This is a genomic window from Thermococcus sp. (genome assembly GCF_015523185.1).
Lineage (GTDB): Archaea > Methanobacteriota_B > Thermococci > Thermococcales > Thermococcaceae > Thermococcus.
Map to the genome: position 1 here is coordinate 1 of NZ_WAKV01000049.1, position 17,816 is coordinate 17,816.

Annotated in this window: 22 protein-coding genes, 1 tRNA gene and 1 pseudogene; 13 read left to right on the plus strand and 11 right to left on the minus strand. The window is 51.3% G+C overall.

Going from position 1 to position 17,816, the window contains the following annotated elements; translation table 11 throughout:
* The 3 genes from F7B33_RS05405 to F7B33_RS05415 all read right to left on the minus strand — a co-directional run.
* Positions 1-428: hypothetical protein (locus F7B33_RS05405; RefSeq protein ID WP_297073608.1), on the minus strand; the 428-nt coding region annotated here is incomplete at its 3' end.
* Positions 421-1,359 (minus strand): tRNA (cytosine(49)-C(5))-methyltransferase, encoded by a 939-nt coding sequence (locus tag F7B33_RS05410; protein WP_297064924.1) that lies wholly within the window; start codon positions 1,357-1,359, stop codon positions 421-423. The genes F7B33_RS05405 and F7B33_RS05410, both read right to left, overlap by 8 nt.
* A gap of 9 nt (positions 1,360-1,368) precedes the next feature.
* The gene (locus tag F7B33_RS05415; protein WP_297073611.1) at positions 1,369-1,794 is read right to left on the minus strand and encodes an archease; all 426 of its coding nucleotides are present in this window, start codon (positions 1,792-1,794) and stop codon (positions 1,369-1,371) included.
* Positions 1,795-2,004: 210 nt separating this feature from the next.
* Between F7B33_RS05415 and panB the strand changes: the two genes are divergently transcribed.
* Both panB and F7B33_RS05425 read left to right on the plus strand, forming a co-directional pair.
* On the plus strand, positions 2,005-2,856 hold the full coding sequence (panB, locus tag F7B33_RS05420; RefSeq protein ID WP_297064928.1) for a 3-methyl-2-oxobutanoate hydroxymethyltransferase: 852 nt from the start codon (positions 2,005-2,007) through the stop codon (positions 2,854-2,856).
* A gap of 138 nt (positions 2,857-2,994) precedes the next feature.
* Positions 2,995-3,411, plus strand: a complete 417-nt coding sequence (locus F7B33_RS05425; RefSeq protein ID WP_297064930.1) for a hypothetical protein — start codon at positions 2,995-2,997, stop codon at positions 3,409-3,411.
* Here the strand turns inward: F7B33_RS05425 and F7B33_RS05430 are convergent.
* Positions 3,412-3,488 (minus strand) — tRNA-Thr (locus tag F7B33_RS05430).
* A 39-nt stretch (positions 3,489-3,527) separates the two neighbouring features.
* Positions 3,528-4,343: a phosphatase PAP2 family protein gene (locus F7B33_RS05435; RefSeq protein ID WP_297073614.1), complete on the minus strand. Its 816-nt coding sequence runs from the start codon at positions 4,341-4,343 to the stop codon at positions 3,528-3,530.
* Positions 4,344-4,447: 104 nt separating this feature from the next.
* Here F7B33_RS05435 and F7B33_RS05440 point away from each other — a divergent pair, with 104 nt between their 5' ends.
* The 7 genes and pseudogenes from F7B33_RS05440 (at position 4,448) to F7B33_RS05470 (ending at position 10,391) form a co-directional block, all read left to right on the plus strand.
* Entirely contained in the window at positions 4,448-4,894 is a 447-nt protein-coding gene (locus F7B33_RS05440; protein WP_297064936.1) for an HAD family hydrolase, read from the plus strand.
* Positions 4,895-4,902: 8 nt separating this feature from the next.
* Positions 4,903-5,519, plus strand: a pseudogene (locus F7B33_RS05445) (YigZ family protein).
* Between the two features lie 104 nt (positions 5,520-5,623).
* Positions 5,624-7,396 carry a ribosome biogenesis/translation initiation ATPase RLI gene (locus F7B33_RS05450; protein ID WP_297073638.1) on the plus strand — a complete coding sequence of 591 codons (1,773 nt, stop codon included), beginning with the start codon at positions 5,624-5,626 and terminating at the stop codon, positions 7,394-7,396.
* 40 nt (positions 7,397-7,436) lie between these two features.
* Positions 7,437-8,411: an AIR synthase family protein gene (locus F7B33_RS05455; RefSeq protein ID WP_297064938.1), complete on the plus strand. Its 975-nt coding sequence runs from the start codon at positions 7,437-7,439 to the stop codon at positions 8,409-8,411.
* A 66-nt stretch (positions 8,412-8,477) separates the two neighbouring features.
* Positions 8,478-9,053: a hypothetical protein gene (locus tag F7B33_RS05460; protein WP_297064941.1), complete on the plus strand. Its 576-nt coding sequence runs from the start codon at positions 8,478-8,480 to the stop codon at positions 9,051-9,053.
* A 172-nt stretch (positions 9,054-9,225) separates the two neighbouring features.
* Positions 9,226-10,002, plus strand: a complete 777-nt coding sequence (locus F7B33_RS05465) for a PLP-dependent cysteine synthase family protein (protein ID WP_297073617.1) — start codon at positions 9,226-9,228, stop codon at positions 10,000-10,002.
* A 35-nt stretch (positions 10,003-10,037) separates the two neighbouring features.
* Entirely contained in the window at positions 10,038-10,391 is a 354-nt protein-coding gene (locus F7B33_RS05470) for a hypothetical protein (protein WP_297064945.1), read from the plus strand.
* Here the strand turns inward: F7B33_RS05470 and F7B33_RS05475 are convergent.
* From F7B33_RS05475 to F7B33_RS05490, 4 genes are all read right to left on the minus strand, one after another.
* The gene (locus F7B33_RS05475; RefSeq protein ID WP_297073619.1) at positions 10,388-11,149 is read right to left on the minus strand and encodes an acetate--CoA ligase family protein; all 762 of its coding nucleotides are present in this window, start codon (positions 11,147-11,149) and stop codon (positions 10,388-10,390) included. The two genes, F7B33_RS05470 and F7B33_RS05475, sit on opposite strands and share 4 nt — an antisense overlap.
* Positions 11,150-11,166: 17 nt before the next feature.
* Entirely contained in the window at positions 11,167-12,591 is a 1,425-nt protein-coding gene (locus tag F7B33_RS05480; protein ID WP_297073622.1) for an acetate--CoA ligase family protein, read from the minus strand.
* A gap of 87 nt (positions 12,592-12,678) precedes the next feature.
* Positions 12,679-13,452 carry a sugar phosphate isomerase/epimerase gene (locus tag F7B33_RS05485; RefSeq protein WP_297073625.1) on the minus strand — a complete coding sequence of 258 codons (774 nt, stop codon included), beginning with the start codon at positions 13,450-13,452 and terminating at the stop codon, positions 12,679-12,681.
* Entirely contained in the window at positions 13,449-14,612 is a 1,164-nt protein-coding gene (locus tag F7B33_RS05490) for a magnesium transporter (RefSeq protein ID WP_297064955.1), read from the minus strand. Before F7B33_RS05490 ends, F7B33_RS05485 begins: the two co-directional genes overlap by 4 nt.
* Before the next feature lie 85 nt (positions 14,613-14,697).
* Here F7B33_RS05490 and F7B33_RS05495 point away from each other — a divergent pair, with 85 nt between their 5' ends.
* Positions 14,698-15,303, plus strand: coding sequence for a TrkA C-terminal domain-containing protein (locus F7B33_RS05495; RefSeq protein WP_297064960.1), 606 nt, complete (start codon positions 14,698-14,700; stop codon positions 15,301-15,303).
* Entirely contained in the window at positions 15,296-15,871 is a 576-nt protein-coding gene (locus tag F7B33_RS05500) for a TrkA C-terminal domain-containing protein (RefSeq protein WP_297073627.1), read from the plus strand. The genes F7B33_RS05495 and F7B33_RS05500 overlap by 8 nt, the downstream gene beginning before the upstream one ends.
* A gap of 3 nt (positions 15,872-15,874) precedes the next feature.
* On the opposite strand, the gene nth is transcribed toward F7B33_RS05500, so the two are convergent.
* Complete coding sequence (nth, locus tag F7B33_RS05505) at positions 15,875-16,588, minus strand: endonuclease III (protein ID WP_297073630.1); 714 nt, start codon at positions 16,586-16,588, stop codon at positions 15,875-15,877.
* A complete protein-coding gene (locus F7B33_RS05510; protein ID WP_297064969.1) occupies positions 16,557-16,985 on the minus strand; it encodes an ATPase in 429 nt (142 codons plus the stop codon). Before F7B33_RS05510 ends, nth begins: the two co-directional genes overlap by 32 nt.
* Positions 16,986-17,053: 68 nt before the next feature.
* On the opposite strand from F7B33_RS05510, the gene F7B33_RS05515 reads away from it, so the two are divergent.
* Together F7B33_RS05515 and F7B33_RS05520 are read left to right on the plus strand one after the other, a co-directional pair.
* A complete protein-coding gene (locus F7B33_RS05515) occupies positions 17,054-17,533 on the plus strand; it encodes a PadR family transcriptional regulator (protein WP_297073632.1) in 480 nt (159 codons plus the stop codon).
* Positions 17,530-17,816, plus strand: a 287-nt coding sequence (locus tag F7B33_RS05520; RefSeq protein ID WP_297073635.1) for a ferredoxin family protein, incomplete at its 3' end; no start/stop codon positions are given. The genes F7B33_RS05515 and F7B33_RS05520, both read left to right, overlap by 4 nt.

Consider the following 17,816-nt stretch of genomic DNA (forward strand, 5'->3'; position numbering starts at 1 on the left):
CTCTCCTTGGGAACGTAGTTGAGCAACTTTCCGTTCTTGGCCTTTGCCGAGCCGAGGAAGTAGGAGCGCCACCTGAGGATTACCCAGCCATTAACGCCTTCGTCAACCTCGACGCTTTCTCCGGCTAAATAACGCCTCGCCCTCTCTTCATCAAGTTCAACCACGTTCTTCGTTGCCTTCGGCCCAACGAGGAAGGCCCCCTCGATTGTGAGCCTTATACCATCGCTCTCAATCCTCCCGAAGTAAACCCCCCTCCGCCCGGTGTCGCTTATCCTCAGCTCGCAGGGCTTGTAAGCGTAAACTTTCTGATGGTTGCCTCTGATTTCATAGATTAACTCCGGAGCGTAGCCGTAGTTCTCGAGGAGGAGCTTTTTCACGAGTTCAGTATCACTCGTCTTCCCTATCTCCTTCCTTGGGTTCTCACTCATCCCTATCACCCGGCTTGACTATCTTCGCTATGAAAAACGCCTCGGTGTCGTTGTCGTTCGGGTGTATTCGTAAGGCCTTCTTCAGCTCGGACGAATACTCCTTTCCATCCCACTCCAAAACGGGCTCGCTCGTCCTCACGGGAAGTTTTATGGGTTCGAGTCTGGCGTTCGTTTTTCTGAGCAGATAGTCAACGACTTCCTCGTTCTCAAGCGGGTCTATCGTGCAGGTGGAGTAAACAAGAGTTCCACCCGGTTTTAGGGCTTTGTATCCCGCTATGATGAGTCTCTTCTGGATGTTCATGTACTTGATGACCGCTTTTTCCCGCCACTCCCTCAGGAAGCGCCAGCTCTTCCTTATCATTCCGACGGAGGAGCATGGGGCATCGAGCAGAACCCTGTCGAAGGTGCTTTCAAAGCGCGCAAACTTCGCCCCATCCCTCGTTGTGACTCTCGCTATGAGGACTCCCATCCTGTTGAGGTTCGCTATGAGTACATTTGCCCTGTCCCTGTTTGGGTCGTTGGCTACTATACACCCCTCGTTTTCCATATACTGGGCAATTTGACCCGTCTTGGAGCCGGGCGCCGCGGCCATGTCCAAAACTAGTTCGCCCGGCCTCGGGTTTAGGACAACGGGTGGAATCATCGAGCTTGCCTCCTGGCCGAATATCAACCCCAAACCGTGCTCCGGGACCTTCGCAAGGTTGTCTACGTTGATGAAAAAGCCCTCCCTCACCCATGGGATAGGTTCAAGCTCGAACTCCTCTTTAAGCCTCTCAACAACAACCTCCAGCGGGGCCTTGAGAGTGTTCACCCTTATGCTCTGCCTGAGGGGCTTTATCAAAAACTCCCAGAACTCGTCGGTATCTTCGAGCTTTGAGTAGCGCTCGTAGAATTCGGGATTGGACTCTTTAATGATGTCCCTCGCGCTCATGGAACCACCTCACAGGTCCGGGACGAACTGCGCCATCCACCTTCCATCGGGCAGTTTCTCAATCTTCATGTCGTGGTAGGTTATGGCCTTCACTTCCTCCTTTGGCTCGTGCTTCTCGCTCAGCGCTTCACCACAGGCCTTAGCCTTGAGTTTGTACCCATCCTCTGTCTTCTCTATCTCGACCTTCACGTCTCCAAATACAAGCCCCTCCATGTCATGAAGCACGAGGAGTTCCTCAAGGAACGAATAGAGGAGTGCCTCCAAGTCCTCTTCCTCAACCTCTACCTCCCTGCACTCCCTCGGCTCGACCTTCTTCACGTCAACCATAACGTCGAAAAGGCCAAGCGCTACCGCCTCAAAGGCCTCCTCAAGGGTTGAACCATAACCGCGAACGCCTATGTCAGCGGTGTGCTCGTAATGCTCCCAGGTTCTCATTTCCCCCACCTCACCCATAATTCTCCTTTCTCTATCGTCTCTCATCTTCGGATGAGTTTTCCAAGTGAAATCCCATCAACGTTTATGGGTTCAAAGAACTTTTACACCTCATTCATGTGGTTTCCCCGTTTAGTTCTAGCCATCTGACTTATAAACCCCACCAATCGAAACCGTTAATTAGACCGCCATCGAAAAGACACCGGTGGTGGCATGAGGGAGGTAACACCGAAAAAAATCCGCGAGATGAAGGGGAGGGAGAAAATCACGATGGTTACAGCATACGATTATCCCTCCGCGCTTCTGGCCGATAGAGCAGGGATTGACATCGTCTTCGTTGGCGATTCCCTTGGGATGGTTGTTTACGGCGATGAGAACACGCTGAACGTGACCATGGAGCAGATGGTATTCCACACGAGGGCTGTGGCAAGGGCTGTAAAGAGAGCACTGGTTTTGGCGGACATGCCCTTTTCCAGCTATGAGGTGAGCGTTGAGGAGGGCGTTAGGAACGCCGTAAGATTGATTCAGGCCGGAGCTGATGCAGTGAAGATTGAGGGCGGTACCGACCACGAGAAGCTCGTGAAAAAGCTCGTAAGAATGGGAATTCCGGTCATAGGGCACACGGGTTTAACGCCCCAGCGATACCTCAGGCTCGGTGGCTACAGAATTATGGGTGAGACGGAAGAAGAAATAGAGGAGATTCTTAGGGACGCGAAGGCCCTTGAAAGGGCAGGAGCCTTTGCCGTTGTCCTTGAGTTTACCCTAGCAGATGTTGCAAAACTTGTAACCGAAGAAGTTTCAATTCCGACCATAGGGATAGGCTCCGGGCCATGGGTCGATGGGCAGGTTCTTGTATGGCACGACGTCCTTGGAATCTATGAGAACTCACCGCCCTTCGCGAAACGCTATGCCAACCTGAACGAGGTCATTATAAAGGCCCTTAAGGACTACAACCGCGAGGTTAAAGTTGGAGAATTTCCAAGCGGTGAGCACTACTGGGAGTATCAGGATAAGGAGGACTTTGAGAGAAAGGCGAAGGATGTTCTCAAAAGGCTTAACTTATGAGTTCTTTTAACGACTTTTTGGATACCTTCCAATTTTATGGCCTTTAAGTCCTTCTTTGTAACTACTCTCTAGTTTTGGATTGTTTAAACTTCAAGGTTTATAAAGGATTATTGTGGATTTTCTAATGGTGGCAGTGATATGTTCAACGTAACGAAGGGTGCGAGGGGCAACAAGGGGCTCACCGCGATGGTCTTCGCGTTCTCAGTGGTGGCAGTCGTGTTCATCGGTTTCGTAGTGGCTACCGGTTCAACCGCCACCTACTACCTTTCCGTTAGCCCTAGTTCCCCGGAGTACGTTTCGATTGGGGGTGGCTTTCTGACCGTTTCCCTCGACGTCTCATCGTCCGAACCTGTGACAGTCTGCATCACGGACTCAACCGGATTATCGAGGCTGGAAAGCGGAAAAGGGGCCTTATGTTATTTGTACGCACAAGATGTTACAAGTGTTAAAAAGCTCTGGAGAAGCCCCACTAACGGTCAGTTCTATCTGGTTATAATGTCAGAAAAGCCCACCAAAGCGAAAGTGACGATAAAAAGCGGTTTTCTTGTAAAATGATGGAGCCGGGACCGGGATTTGAACCCGGGACCTGGGGATTACGAGTCCCCCGCCCTGCCGAGCTAGGCTACCCCGGCACCGTTCTATGGGAAAGAACCATAATTTATAAGCTTTTCTCAGGGCTGACCCAAGATGCTCTTTATGAGGAGAATCCACTTCCGGGGGTCAAGGGCCACGAGTAACATCAACGTGGCGAGAGCAAGGTTAACCATCGTAATTGCCCCGAGGGACTTGAGCTCAAGCGTGTAGATGCACCGCGGTATTCTAACGGCCCAGCCACTCGTTATCTTTGAGACGGTTATCGCCAGGAGAAAGCCCGTTATGACGTCATATATCCAGTGGTGAGCGAGAAGCACAGTAGCAAAGGGGATGAGGGTGTTGACCCCCAACAGGGCTTTCCCCCCGAGACGCCTGCGGTATTTCCATATTGTTATGATGTTTATTGCCGCGAAGGTGTTATGGAGCGACGGTAGGACAAACTCCTGCCTCGTGAGTAGTGTGTTCTCCATTGAATATCCGGGGATGTGGTAGACGTAGTGGGGGGCATGTATGTGGAAGAGCAGATAGATTGTTCCTGCCCCCGCGTAGGCCATTATATACCTTGCAAGGAGCTCGTCCGAGGTCTGGAGGTCGCAGAGGTAGAGAAGGATGTAGAGCACCATAAATCCAATCGAGCCGGCAAAACCGAAGTAGTATACCATCCTGAGGAGCCAGTACAAGGGGGGCAACGATTTCGTAAAGTCCAGAAGGCCGACCACGAGGGATTTTGACGTGAGCGGTAGTTTAAGGAACTCCCGCGTAACGTCAACGCTCCACTTTCCAATATATCCATACAGAACCCCGAAGGTTATCCAGCCGAAGTAACTGAGGATGAAAGCATTGAGCCGAACGAGGACATCCCTGTCGCGAAGCCTCGCCAGGAATGGGTTCATTTCTTATCCCCCAGAGTTATAGCCTAACTCGTCGGTTATGTATCGGATGCAGATGGGGGTCAAGGCTTTAAAAACTTTGCACTTAACCCTAGAGGGGTGGTATTATGGAGATTCCCGGCTATGGAAAGCTTGAATTTAACGCTGTTCTCTTCGACCTGAACGGAACCCTAGGAAAGGAAGGAAAAGTCCCCGAGGACGTTAAGGAGCTCCTTGTGAAGCTTGCCGACCGCTATACTGTAGTTGTTCTTAGCGCGGACACCTTCGGAACACTCGAAGAGGAGTTTAAGGGACTTCCGGTTAAGCTAGAACGGGTCTCAAGCGGTGCAGAGAAGGCCAAAATAGCGGATGGTTACGCCCCGTATGTGGCAGTTGGAAACGGGAACAACGACGTCGCAATGCTTGAGAGGGCGGAGTTAGCCTTCTGCGTGATTGGTAACGAGGGAGCGAGCGTCGATGCGCTCCTTGCCAGTGACATCGTCGTCACAGATGTTAGGGATGCAATCGAGATGCTTCTTAACGAGAAGAAGCTCATCGCTACCCTGAGGAGATGAAAGGGAAAATGGGCTACAAAACGCTAAAGGGCTTTGGAAGTGCCAGGCTCATCGTCAAGAAGTCAGTATTCATAGGCTACGCCTCGCCGGCCAAGACGGAGGAAGAAGCGAGAAAATTCATAGCAAAAATCAAAACCCACCACGGCGACGCGACCCACAACGTTTCGGCTTATATTATTAACGACGGCAGGAACTTCGCGGTTCGCTATGATGACGACGGCGAGCCCAAGGGCTCCTCCGGAAAGCCCGTCCTAAAGGTCATTCAGAACAGAGGGCTGAGCAACGTCGTGGTCGTGGTTACGCGCTACTTCGGTGGCATGAAGCTCGGCTACGGCGGGCTTGTTAAAGCGTACAGCGACGCGGCAAGCAGGCCATAGATAAGGCGGGAATCGTTGATGTCTATGAAACGGAACGCTTCGAGGCCACCTTCCCCTATAACCTCTTCCATGCAGTAAAGAAAACCGTTGAGGACGCCGGTGGGAGGATTATCTGGGAGGAATACGGCCAGCTGGTGAAGTTCACCGTCGAAACGAGGAAGGGCGAGGCAGAGAGGCTGATGGAACTTTTGAGGGAGCGGACGAAGGGAAGGGTAGGACTGAGGGCGTTATTTATGCTTGAGGATTGATGTCATTTTGCATCACATCCGAGACAATGGAACAGGAGTTCAAGTTTGGTAATAATCCCGCAACCCTTTAAAATCCTCCCCCTCAGCCTAACCCGGTGGTGGAAATGGCGAGGATAGCGGTCATTGACTACGACAAGTGTAACCCCGACAAGTGCGGTCACTTCCTCTGCGAGCGAGTCTGTCCTGTCAACAGAATGGGCGGTGAGGCGATAATCATAGACGAGGAGAACTACAGGCCGGTAATTCAGGAGGCCAGCTGTACCGGCTGTGGAATCTGTGTCCATAAATGCCCCTTCAATGCAATAAACATCGTCAACCTGCCGGAACAGCTCGATGAGGACTGTGTCCACCGCTATGGAGTTAACGGCTTTGTCCTCTACCGCCTTCCGGTAGTCAAGGAGGGAATGGTCGTCGGAATCCTCGGACCCAATGGAACCGGCAAAACCACAGCCGTCAAAATCCTCTCAGGACAGTTGATTCCAAACCTCTGCTCCGATAACGATTCATGGGACAATGTGATAAAGGCCTTCCGTGGAAACGAACTTCAGAGCTACTTCGAGAGGCTGAAAAACGGAGAAATAAGACCCGTTGTCAAGCCCCAGTACATTGATTTGATTCCAAAAGCCGTTAAGGGTAAGGTTCGCGACCTCCTCAAGAGGGCCGATGAGAGTGGGAAGTTTGAGGAAGTGGTCAAGGAGCTTGAGCTCGAGGATATACTCGACAGGGACATAAAACAACTATCCGGTGGCGAACTTCAGAGAGTGGCTATAGCAGCCGCCCTCCTCAGGGATGCTGAGTTCTACTTTTTTGACGAGCCTTCGAGCTACCTCGATATAAGACAGAGGCTCAGGATTGCCAAAATCATAAGAAGGTTGGCCGATTCAGGTAAGAACGTTCTAACGGTCGAGCACGACTTGGCGATACTCGACTACATGAGCGACATAATTCACGTGGTCTACGGTAAGCCCGGAGCTTATGGTATATTCTCTCAGTCAAAATCAACAAGAAACGGCATAAACGAGTTCCTTCGCGGTTATCTCAGGGACGAAAACGTCCGCTTCAGACCCTACGAGATAAACTTCAGCAAGAAGAGCGAGAGAAAGAGCCAAGAAGGTGAAATCCTTGTTGAATACCCGTCCCTAGTTAAGGACTACGGTTCCTTCAGGCTTGAGGCGGATGGAGGAGAGCTCTACGTTGGTGAGGTCGTCGGAATAGTCGGCCCAAACGGAATCGGTAAGACAACCTTCGTGAAGATGCTTGCTGGAGTCGAAAAACCAACTGAAGGAGAAGTTGACTGGTCGCTGACAGTTAGTTACAAGCCCCAGCACATAAAGGCAGACTACGAGGGAACTGTTTACGAGCTTTTGAGTAAAATCGACGCAAGCAAGCTGATGAGCAGTTTCTACAAGAGCGAGCTCCTCAACCCACTGGGTATTCCTGAACTCTACGACAAGAGCGTTAATGAGCTCTCCGGCGGTGAACTCCAGAGGGTTGCTATAACGGCCTGTCTGATAAGGGACGCTGACCTCTACCTCCTCGACGAGCCTTCCGCCCATCTTGACGTTGAGCAGAGGCTGGCAGTTTCAAAGGCGATACGCTCGCTCATGGCCAAGAATGAGAAAACGGCTTTGATAGTCGAGCACGACGTAATGATGGTTGACTACGTGAGCGACAGACTAATCGTCTTCGAGGGACAGCCGGGCAGGTTTGGTAGGGCGAGCAAGCCGATGGGTATGCGCGAGGGCATGAACAGGTTTTTGGCTTCGGTAGGAATAACCTTCAGACGCGACCCAGACACTGGAAGACCAAGGGCCAACAAAGAGGGAAGCGTTAAGGACAGGGAGCAGAAGGAGAGGGGTGAGTACTACTACACCTAAAGGCTTTTCTTTTCTTCCGACAACTTTTTCCGGTGGGAGCATGAAGCCCGGAAAACTTCCCCCCGAGCTTCTGAAAAAGCTCGTTCTTTCGAGAGTTCCTTCGAAGGGAAAGGGAGTCATTCTCGGCCCCGGTGTTGGGATAGATAGCTCTGCAATGAACGTCGATGGAACGCTCGTTGCATCAAGCGACCCGATAACTGGCGCAACTAGGAGGATAGGCTTCTACGCGGTTCACGTTAACGCAAACGACGTTGCTGTCATGGGAGCTGAACCGAGGTGGTTTCTGGTCACGGTACTCCTGCCCGAGGGTTCCAGCGAGGAACTTTTGGAGGAGATAATCAAGGAGATATCCCAAGAGGCTGAGAAACTCGGCGTTGCCGTCGTTGGTGGTCACACTGAGGTGACGCTCGGCCTCGACAGGCCGATAGTGGTCGGGACGATGCTCGGCGAAGCGGAAAAACTCGTCAGGCCCGATGGGGCAAAGCCCGGGGACGCAATAGTGATGACGAAGTGGGCGGGTCTTGAGGGCACCTCAATAATAGCCGAGGAACTTCGCGAAAGGCTTTTCCCCATTCTTGGCGAAGAACTTCTAGAGAGGGCCTCGACTCTTATCGATTACCTCAGCATTCTGCCCGAGGCCCGGATTCTCAGGAATGTTGCAAACGCGATGCACGACCCCACGGAGGGTGGAATCCTCAACGGTCTCCACGAGATAGCCGATGCCTCCAGCTTAGGATTCAGGGTTTATGTCGATAGAATCCCAATCCGGGAGGAGACCAAAACCCTCTGCAACTACCTCGGCATAAATCCCCTCGCACTCATAAGCTCGGGAGTTCTTCTCGCCTCAGTTCCAAGGGACCTGGCAAAGAAAACGGTAGAAGAACTGCTAAGTCGTGGGATAACGGCGAGTATCATAGGCGAGTTTTTGGCCGAGGACAAACGAATTATAGTGGAGAACAGTGAAGAAAGACCCGCGTGGAGACCCGAAAGCGACGAGCTCTGGAAGGTTGTCTAGGCTATTGGAAGGTTTGAAACCCCAAGTTGAAGAAAACCTCATAAAAGCCCTTTCCAATTTTTTCGCATGAAAGCCGTTGCACTGCTCAGCTCGGGCATAGATTCACCTGTCGCGGTTTATCTTATGCTCAGGAAGGGAATTGAGGTCATTCCGGTTCATTTCAGGCAGGACTCCACCAAGGAGGAAAAGGTCCTTGAGCTGTGGGAGATTCTCAGGAGGTATGGAAACCTCGGCGAACCACTTATAGTGGATTTCACAGAGGAGCACGTTCCGGCCTTTGAGAGGCTGAAGAGGCTGGGAAAAGAGAGGTGGACGTGTGTACTCTGCAAATGGCTGATGATTAGAAGAGCTTGCAGGATTGGACATGAGGTCGGTGTTAGGGCAATAATCACCGGCGATTCCCTCGGGCAGGTTGCATCTCAAACCCTTGAGAACATGTACATCGTCAGTCAGGCGAGCGATTTGCCGATTTACAGGCCCCTTATAGGCATGGACAAGGAGGAGATAGTGAGCATAGCAAAGAGAATAGGCACCTTCGAGGTAAGCTCCCGCAAAGAGCCCCCCTGCCCCTTCACGCCGAGGTATCCGATAGTCAGGGGCTCCCCCAAAGAGTTCATAAAAATCCTTCGGCAGATTATTTAGAAAGGCCAACATTTGAGTACACATTTTTGCCCACAACCGAACGTTTTAGGAATGTTTTTAAGGCCTTTACCAAAAGCACGACCGGTGAAGGCAATGAACGTGTTCGAGAACAGCATTGAGATGTTTGAGAAGTACAAGCCGACACCCCTCCTCAGGCTGAAAACGAGGGGGGATGTCTTTTGCCAAGCTGGAGTTCTTTAACCCCTTCAGCAGGAGCATAAAGGACAGAACCGCCTATAGACTGCTCTTCTCGGCCCTTGAAGGCAGAAACTTCGAGAGCGTTTTTGAAGCGAGTTCAGGCAACACGGCAATTGCACTTGCCTCTCTGGGCAACGTTCTTGGGATAAAGTTCAGGGCATACTTGCCGAAGCCAACTCCGAAGGCAACTAGGGCCCTTCTCAGCGTTCTTGGAGCCGAGGTTGTTCTAACGGACTTTGAAACGATAAGTCAGGAGATGGTTGAGTTCGTCAAGGAAGAAGCCAGAAAAAGCGGAGCTATTAACTTGAACCAGTACGAGAATGAGAACAACTTTCTAGCGCACAGGGAAACCGGAAAAGAAATCGCGGAGCAACTTGAGAGTGTGAGAAAGAGGTCAGAGCTTTTAATAGCAGGAATTGGAACCTCGGGCCACGTAGCAGGGATTGGAAGCTATCTCAAGGAGCGCTACGGAACGAGGGTTGTGGGCATTGTTCCGGCCAGGGGGGAGAAAATCCCCGGGATAAAGAGGCCCGAGACAGGACAGAAGTGGATAAAATACGTCGATGAAATCGTCGAGGTAACGCTCGAGGAGGCCATAAAAGGCGTCAGGGAGGTGGCGAGACTCGACGGAATCCTAGTCGGCCTGAGCTCCGGGGCAGTTTACTGGGCAATGAGGGAGCTAACGCCAGAAGAAACCACCGTGCTGATTTTCCCGGACGACGGCTTCAAGTACGTTGAGTTTTTTGAATGACCGAAGGCCTTTAAAGTCCCTTCCCAACTTTTTTCATGCTCAACCTCAAACCGCCAAAGCTTGCCACGTACCTGCTCACAATAAACGGGATACTCCTCCTTGGCTATGCCTACTACTGGAGTTCCATCGTTTACCTCTCTTTCGGCCTGTTGAACCTCCTTCTGGCCTACGGCGTTGGAGTTGAGAACAGAACCGCGATAAAGGTCGCCCTTATCTACATCGCGATTAACCTCTTTATCGCAATCTTCTACCTAATCTCGGGGAACATCTACTCGGCCATCGACGCGGCAATAAGCTTCTTCATAATGCACGACATCCTAAGCTACATCGAGATGGTCTATAGGCAGGAAAAAGAGGCCGAGGAAAGAGAAAGAGCGAAGAGCGATTAAGCGCATCTCTCCCTGTATTCAGAGCTTATCTCTGACTTTTCTCCCTTCGGTTCCTTGAGGATGATTCTGGCGTCAACTATTACAGCGCCCTTGCCCCTCTCGTAGACGAAGACTGGATTGAGGTCCATTTCCTTGATGTAGTCCCTGAGCTCGTCAACGAGCTGACTGACCTTAAGGAGAAGGTCGACTAGGGCATCTATGTCCGCCGGTTCTTCACCGCGCGCTCCAGCGAGAATCGGGTAGCTCTTTATCTCGGTTATCATCTTCCTGGCGTCGCGCTCCGTTATGGGTATTATCCTGAAGGTGACGTCCTTGAGGACCTCGACGAAGATTCCACCAAGGCCGAACATTATGGCATGACCGAACTGTGGGTCCTCAGTGACGCCGATGATTACCTCCCTGCCAGGTCTCAGCATAGGGGCAACCAGAACGCCGAGGATTTCCGCATCGGGTCTGTATTTCCTCGCGTTCTCGTGTATTTCCTCCCATTTCTGCTTGAGCTCCTCGGGGGTTTTTATGTTCAGCATGACGACCTTCGCATCGCTCTTGTGGAGTATCTGGGGAGACATGAGTTTCAGGGCAACGGGGTATCCTATCTCCTCCGCGTACTTGAGAGCCTCATCGAGGGTCTTGGCAAGCTTCTCCTCAGGCACGGGGAGACCGTAAGCCTTTAAAACCTGCTTCGCCTCGTACTCAACCATAGCAGTCCTGCCCTGAGACAGGACGGACTCAATAACTTTGAGCGCCTCCTCCTTCATGGTACCACCACCCGGCTTCAGTCCCCTTTAACTTTTTTCAAGTATTGAGCGTACCTGACAAGACCGGCCAGGGCGCGAACGCCCCTTTCTGGGGTCGGATAAACGGGAACGCCCCTCTCCTCAAGCATTCTCGCGTAGCGGTCAGTCTTCCTGCCACCCATGGCAACAGCCACAATCGGCTTGTCGCTCTTCTTCTGGTAGTCGGCTATTATTTCTATGGCCTTCTCCTCCTCGAGGAGAGGCACCTGGAAGAGGACGATAACGACTATCGCATCAACGTTCGGGTCCTTCGTGAAGGCTTCGAGAGCCAAACGGTAGCGCTCTGCATCGGTGTCTCCTACCACATCAGTCGGATTGCCGACGACGGCGTGTGGCGGGAACCTCTCCTTGAGGAACTTCTTGGTTTCCTCGCTCAGCTCGGCCATCTTGAGGCCGAATTTGGCAACGGCATCGCTCGCCATGACCCCAGCGCCACCGCCGTCGGTGATTATGCCTATCCTATCTCCCTTCGGGAGTTTGTGGACGAGCTCTGCGAAAGCCTTGGCCAGGTCAAACATGTGCTCAAAGTCCTCAGCCCTAATTATTCCAGTCTGCTTGAAGACCGCGTCGTAAATCGCGTCCGCTCCAGCGAGTGAGCCAGTGTGACTTGACGCAGCTTTAGCACCGTATTCAGTTCTTCCGCTCTTTAAAGCGATGACGGGCTTGACTTTTGTAATGCGCTTAGCGCTCTCCATGAACTTCCTTCCGTCCTTAACGCCTTCGATGTAGAAGGTGACGACCTTTATCTCGTCGTCATGGATGAAGTAGTCCATCAAATCGGCATCATCAACATCGAGCTTGTTGCCGTAGCTGACCATCTTACCGATTCCTATGCCCGCCCCAGCGGCCCAGTCGAGCATCGCCGCGGCAAAGGCACCACTCTGGCTGACAAAGGCTATCGGTCCGCTCTTGGGTCTGTCCATCTTCTCCTCTGGCAGGAAGACGGTATCAACACCCGTATCGGGAACATAAACACCGACACAGTTGGGACCGATTATCCTGATGCCGTGGGCCTTCGCTATTTCATAGATTTCGCGTTCGAGCCTCTTGCCCTCTTCACCGAGCTCTCCAAACCCACCGGTGATAATTATGACAGCTTTAATGCCTTTCTTAGCTATTTGTCTCATAGTATCCGGAACGAAGGGTGCGGGAATCGAGATAACGGCCAAATCGGTGTCATCGGGGAGCTCTTCAACGCTGTGGTAAACCTTGTAGCCGTCAATCTCGTCGAGCTTTGGGTTCACAGGATAGATGTTCCCTTTGAAAATCCCGCGCTCCTTGTTAGATTTAAAGTTCTCAAAGATGACGTTGCCTACTTTCCCCTTTTTATTGGTTGCACCGATGATAGCGACCGCCTTCGGGTCGAAGAAGGGCCTGAGCTCCTCAACTATCTTCTCCGCCATACACTTCCCCCCAGAAGTTCTCAGGGGGTTTTTTCGGTAGGCATGTATAAAAGGGTTGCGTTTTGTAAAAGTGAACTTTAATGGACTTCAAAGCTCACCAATGTCTCTCAAAAAGTCCAGACTAGCCCGGGCGTCCTCAATGCTAGTAACCTCAAGGGCCCACGTGAAATCTCTCAGCCTGGGCAGGACTTTCTCCCATGGAATCGTCCCCTTTCCGAGGGGAAAGTGCTGGTCGCTCTCCCCGGAGTTGTCGTGAAGGTGGATGTGGACGATTCTTCTCCCGAGAAGTTCCAAAAACCTCCCGAAGGGAAAGCCAACGGTGTTGAGATGTCCCATGTCAAGGGTAACGCCCAAGCCCGTTCCCTCCAAAAGCTCGGCCAGTCTCTCTGGCATTTGAACATCGAGGATTGGGAAGCTCGGCATGTTCTCAACCCCTACCAAAACTCCAAACTCTCTCGAGTACTTCTCAAGCTCGCGGAGGGAACTTTTATGTACCCTGTTGTAGTCCCCGCGGAACTTTCTGCTAGCGGGGGAGCAGTGGCCCGGGTGAATCGTAACTACGAGGGCGTTTAAGTTGGAGGCAACGTCAAGGGTTTCCCTAAGGATTTCGAGGGAAGTTCGCCTTATTTTTTCGTTGAGGGAGCCTATGTTAACGTCGCTGAAAGGCGCGTGGACGGTAACCTTGAGGTCAAAGCTCCCAAGAACATCTGCGTAGGCCTTCCACGTTTCCCTCGTGAGGAAGTTGGGCCACTCACTCACCAGCTCAACGAAGTCGAAGCCGAGTTTTTCTACATTTTCCAGCCAGCCCTCGAACTCCTCCAGCGTCCTACCTCGGTATGAAGTCATTGAAAGCCCAATCATGCTCCCACCATCAGCCCGGCTATGGCAACGACGTATATCGTGCCAAAAATGTCGCTGTTGTTAGCTATCAGTGGAATCGCGACGCTGTCGGGGTCAATGTTGTGCTGGAAGAGAACGTAGGAGATTGAGTAGGCGTAGAGCATTATGAAAAGTGCCATGAAAGGATAAGTAAGGACGAGCTGGAGGGGGATTCCTGGCTTAACCCCCAGGAGGAGGTAGGAAATACCCGAGCTGAAAAAACCTATGAGGAGCCCTATTATTGGAGTTGTTAGCAGGAGCGCCAGGATTTCCTCGAGGAGCTCTTTCGAGAGATAGTTCTCAATCTCACCGAGGTTGAGCTTCGTTGAGGTCTTCGCAGCTACGATTGAGCCGTAGTTACCGAAGGAGCTGAGTATAGATGGATAAGCGAAGCCGAGGATTACGCTCGAAGCTATCAGCCCGCTGAAGCGCTCTAAGGTGAAGCCAGAAACGAGGCTCAGCATTGCCAAGGCCGTTATCGTCGTGAAGAGTTGTCTATACTCCCTGAACTTGGCGGGACCAACGCGCGAAACTGCCAAAAGGAAAAACAGCATGACAATCAAAAAGCCGTTCAAAGCCCAGAACTCCCTCACATCCCTCTCAAGAAGGAGGATGAACCCCACGAGCGTTGGAATTGTGAGGAGGTCGCCCATTGACGCGACCAATGGTGCTACAAGGCTGTCGGGGTCAACGTCGCGCCTGAAGGCAAATATTGTTATTCCGGCTGTGAAATAGCCAAGGATTAAAGAGACCAGTATCGTTGAGCCGATGACTATGAAGAGAATTTCGATTGCGTGATAACGAACGCCCCTGATTACACCGATTGCCCAGAGGAGGCTCACGGGAATTAGAGAGATGAGCATCGCTATGACGACGTTTTCAAGGACCTTTCTATCTTTAACAGAGGGTTTGAGTCCACCAAGGTAAAGCATCGTTGAAAAGCGCGAGGCCATCGAGCTGAAGACGTTCCCCCTAAGGCCCATCATTCCCGGCAGGATAATAAGCAGTCCCGGGTAATCACGCCTTATTCTGTCGAGGTACTTTCCGAGAAAGGTCCCACCGAAGAAACCTATGACTAACGAGACTATCAGCGAAGGAAGGGACACCTTAAAGGCACTTTGAACCTTGTCATCAAACGACATCTAAGAGAGCTTGAGTGGAATAATTTAAACGTTTGGCCGAAAAGTTAAATAGGCGTTCACCCAAGTTAAGCCCGGTGAAGAAGGGGTGGAAGAATGGGACGAAGTTGAGGTTCCCAAGAACGTTAAAGATATTTTTGTTGAGATGAAAAATACCGCAGAACTTATGATTGATTTGGCCTACTCGGCGGTTCTCTTCAGGGAAAAGGAAATGGCGGAGGAAGTCTTAGAGCTCGAAGAGTACCTAGATATACTCAACTACAACCTCACAGTCAGGGCCGTTCTTGCGGCGAGGAACATGAAGGAGGCGGAGCAGATAACGTCAATACTCCAGATGGCCCGTTCGATAGATGACATCTCCGATGCTGCCGGGGATTTGGCAAAGATGGTTCTTGAGGAAAAGCTTCACCCCCTGGTTACGGAGGTAATCCTTGAGAGCGAGGAAACGATAGGGAAAATCGTCGTCTCCCCGGAGTCAATCCTTGTGGGCAAGACCCTTGAGGAGCTCGACTTGGCAACGAACACCGGAGTCAGAATAATAGCAATAAGACGCGGAAAGCGCTGGATTTTTGACCCGGACGAAGACACGAAGATATTCCCCAATGACATCCTCATCGGCAGGGGGACGAGAACGGCCCTTGATTACCTGAAGGAGATAGCGAGGGGGAACATCAAGGTGATGCCCAATGAATGAGTTCGACGAGATTAGGAACTGCCTCGTTGAGATGAAGGATTTGTCCGCGTTGATGATTGACCTTGCGTTTTCATCGGTTATGTACGATAGCGAGGACATAGCGGAGGAGGTTTATCTACTTGAGGAGAAGATGGACGACCTGACTTTAAAGGTCAAGAAGCTCACCCTCCGCCTCGCAAAGAAGGAGGAAGACCCTGAAAGCCTGCTGAGTATCATAGATTTGGCGGACATAAACGAGCGCATAAGTGACGCCGCTTACGGCATAGCGGACATAATACTCCGCGACATCGAGCCCCACCCGATAATCAGGAAGATAATGGAGGACACTGAGGAGGAGCTTGGGAGAGTTACCGTTAGGCCCGGTTCGGTTCTCATCGGGAAGACCCTGGAACAGCTTAAACTACCAAGCAAGATTGGAACGAGGATTCTGGCCATAAAGCGTGGTGAAAGGTACATATACAACCCGGGAAGAAAAGACACCATCGAAGAAGGGGACGTTTTAATAGCGGTGAGCTCCGACATGGATAAGCTCAGGAAGCTGGCAGGGGAAGAGGTTGGCGAGGAATGAGTTTCATTTTATATCCTCATCCTTTACTAGCCCCTTAGTGTAGGGACAGAGTTCCCTGAGGGGACACTCACTGCACTTCGGTTTTATCGGCTTGCATATGTTCTTTCCATGGTCAACCATCGCATGGTTCACGTAAATCCACTTGTCCTTTGGAACCAGTCCCTTTAGGTACTCCTCAACCTTCTCCGGAGGAACCTTTGGTGGGGCCAGGCCAAGGCGCTTGCTTATCCTGTTGACGTGGGTATCAACCGGTATGGCCTGCTTCCCAAAGCCGTAGGCTAAAACGATGTTGGCGCACTTCCTCCCTATGCCTGGCAACTTCATGAGCTCGTGTATGTCATCGGGCACCCTTCCGTTGTACCTCTCAAGGATTATCCGGGAAGCTTTGACAATCCACTCGCCCTTGGTCTTCCAGAGGCCAACCCCATGCTTCCTCAGGAAGTCCTGCATCTCTTCTACTGGCGTTGAGGCTATCGTCTCGATGTCACGGTATTTTTTGAAGAGCTCCTCCCAGACACGGTAGGTAACCTCATCCCTCATTCTCTGGGAGATTATGCAATGGATTAGGGTTCTGTAGGGGTCCCCTATGAGGAGTCTCTCCCTTGGATAGGTTTTCATGAGAATTTCAACTATTTTCCCGGCGCGTATCCTTTTTTCGTCCCAACTCTCGTCAAAGGTGAAGGCACTAAGGTCTAATGATTTTGATTCCCGAGCCATGAATTACCACCACCGAATCTTCGGTTACTCTAATCCCTTTAAGGGGCTTGAATTCCTCACTATAAAGCTTTTGCCCGTCCTTTGAGAGAACCACAACCTCGTTTCCGAGAACCACAACAAAACCCTTCCCGAAGGTTATAACGTCCTCAATTTCCTTCTCGAACTCCACGTTAACTACGTCAAGGTCTCCCGTCGAGAATTCTATCTTCGTGGAATCAGTCACCTTGAGGGGGGACGGCTCAGCAAGTAGAACCTTGAACCTTAGGGGTTCTCCAATAAGCTCAACAACGATTTCCTCACCAGTTTTCACTTCTTTCCCAAGGAGCTTGCTCCTTATTACCTCCGCGAAGTCCGGTGTTAGCTCCGCCTCAAAGAGTGGCTTGAGAACGAGTCTCATTATATCACCCAGGTAAACACTATATTCATTTAGAAAAAAAGCTTAGCGCCAAAAGTCTTTTAAACGATATGTCGTTCGATATATCAGGTGGTCCTATGGAGAAGCCCTATGTTAAGGGAGCCCTCAAACTCATAATCCTTGAACTGTTGAAGAACCCAAACCACGGCTACGGCATAATGGCAGAAGTTGAGAGGCTGTATGGGATAAAGCTGAGCGCTGGAACTGTCTACCCAATCCTATCATCACTGAAAAGAAGTGGTCTTATTAAGGTGGTGGAAACCGGCGACAGAGACAGGAAGACATACCAAATAACCGAAAGGGGCATCGAATATCTAAATAAAAACGAGAAGGAACTTAACGACATAAAAAGAAAACTCCTCGCGTACAAGGCATTTCTAGAACTCGGGGGAGAAGAACTCAAGGAGGCTTTCAAGCAGCTGTTTAAGAGCATCGATAACCTGAACGAAGCCCAAAGGGAGGAGTTGGAAAGCACGTTCCGTGAGTGTGCCCGGAAAATAAAACTCCTTCTTCTCGGTGAGAGAGCATGAGCGTCCCTGACTGGAAGGAGTACTATGAGAAGATGAAGGAGACGGCCCCTCTGGTGATACACTACCCGATATGTGGAGGTGGCGATGAGTGCATCTACGTCTGTCCATTTAGCGACAAAATCTGGGAAGTAGTCCCAATGAAGGTGAGCCTCTTCGGGGTCAAATACAAAGTTCGCCTTAGGCCCTTCATGGCACACCCCGAAAACTGCAGGAAGTGCTACATCTGCGTCCAAGCATGTCCAACCGGCGCGCTGAGGCCCGTTGACAATCCCGTCAAGCATCC

Bases quoted from the DNA above. Each gene is read 5' to 3' on its own strand.
- F7B33_RS05480 (WP_297073622.1), bottom strand. From the start codon at position 12,591: ATGGCGGAGAAGATAGTTGAGGAGCTCAGGCCCTTCTTCGACCCGAAG.
- F7B33_RS05515 (WP_297073632.1), top strand. From the start codon at position 17,054: ATGTCGTTCGATATATCAGGTGGTCCTATGGAGAAGCCCTATGTTAAG.
- F7B33_RS05415 (WP_297073611.1), bottom strand. From the start codon at position 1,794: ATGAGAACCTGGGAGCATTACGAGCACACCGCTGACATAGGCGTTCGC.
- F7B33_RS05435 (WP_297073614.1), bottom strand. From the start codon at position 4,343: ATGAACCCATTCCTGGCGAGGCTTCGCGACAGGGATGTCCTCGTTCGG.
- F7B33_RS05465 (WP_297073617.1), top strand. From the start codon at position 9,226: ATGTCTTTTGCCAAGCTGGAGTTCTTTAACCCCTTCAGCAGGAGCATA.
- F7B33_RS05450 (WP_297073638.1), top strand. From the start codon at position 5,624: ATGGCGAGGATAGCGGTCATTGACTACGACAAGTGTAACCCCGACAAG.
- F7B33_RS05470 (WP_297064945.1), top strand. From the start codon at position 10,038: ATGCTCAACCTCAAACCGCCAAAGCTTGCCACGTACCTGCTCACAATA.
- F7B33_RS05460 (WP_297064941.1), top strand. From the start codon at position 8,478: ATGAAAGCCGTTGCACTGCTCAGCTCGGGCATAGATTCACCTGTCGCG.
- F7B33_RS05500 (WP_297073627.1), top strand. From the start codon at position 15,296: ATGAATGAGTTCGACGAGATTAGGAACTGCCTCGTTGAGATGAAGGAT.
- F7B33_RS05475 (WP_297073619.1), bottom strand. From the start codon at position 11,149: ATGAAGGAGGAGGCGCTCAAAGTTATTGAGTCCGTCCTGTCTCAGGGC.
- F7B33_RS05455 (WP_297064938.1), top strand. From the start codon at position 7,437: ATGAAGCCCGGAAAACTTCCCCCCGAGCTTCTGAAAAAGCTCGTTCTT.
- panB (WP_297064928.1), top strand. From the start codon at position 2,005: ATGAGGGAGGTAACACCGAAAAAAATCCGCGAGATGAAGGGGAGGGAG.
- F7B33_RS05510 (WP_297064969.1), bottom strand. From the start codon at position 16,985: ATGAGACTCGTTCTCAAGCCACTCTTTGAGGCGGAGCTAACACCGGAC.
- F7B33_RS05485 (WP_297073625.1), bottom strand. From the start codon at position 13,452: ATGATTGGGCTTTCAATGACTTCATACCGAGGTAGGACGCTGGAGGAG.
- F7B33_RS05425 (WP_297064930.1), top strand. From the start codon at position 2,995: ATGTTCAACGTAACGAAGGGTGCGAGGGGCAACAAGGGGCTCACCGCG.
- F7B33_RS05410 (WP_297064924.1), bottom strand. From the start codon at position 1,359: ATGAGCGCGAGGGACATCATTAAAGAGTCCAATCCCGAATTCTACGAG.
- nth (WP_297073630.1), bottom strand. From the start codon at position 16,588: ATGGCTCGGGAATCAAAATCATTAGACCTTAGTGCCTTCACCTTTGAC.
- F7B33_RS05440 (WP_297064936.1), top strand. From the start codon at position 4,448: ATGGAGATTCCCGGCTATGGAAAGCTTGAATTTAACGCTGTTCTCTTC.
- F7B33_RS05490 (WP_297064955.1), bottom strand. From the start codon at position 14,612: ATGTCGTTTGATGACAAGGTTCAAAGTGCCTTTAAGGTGTCCCTTCCT.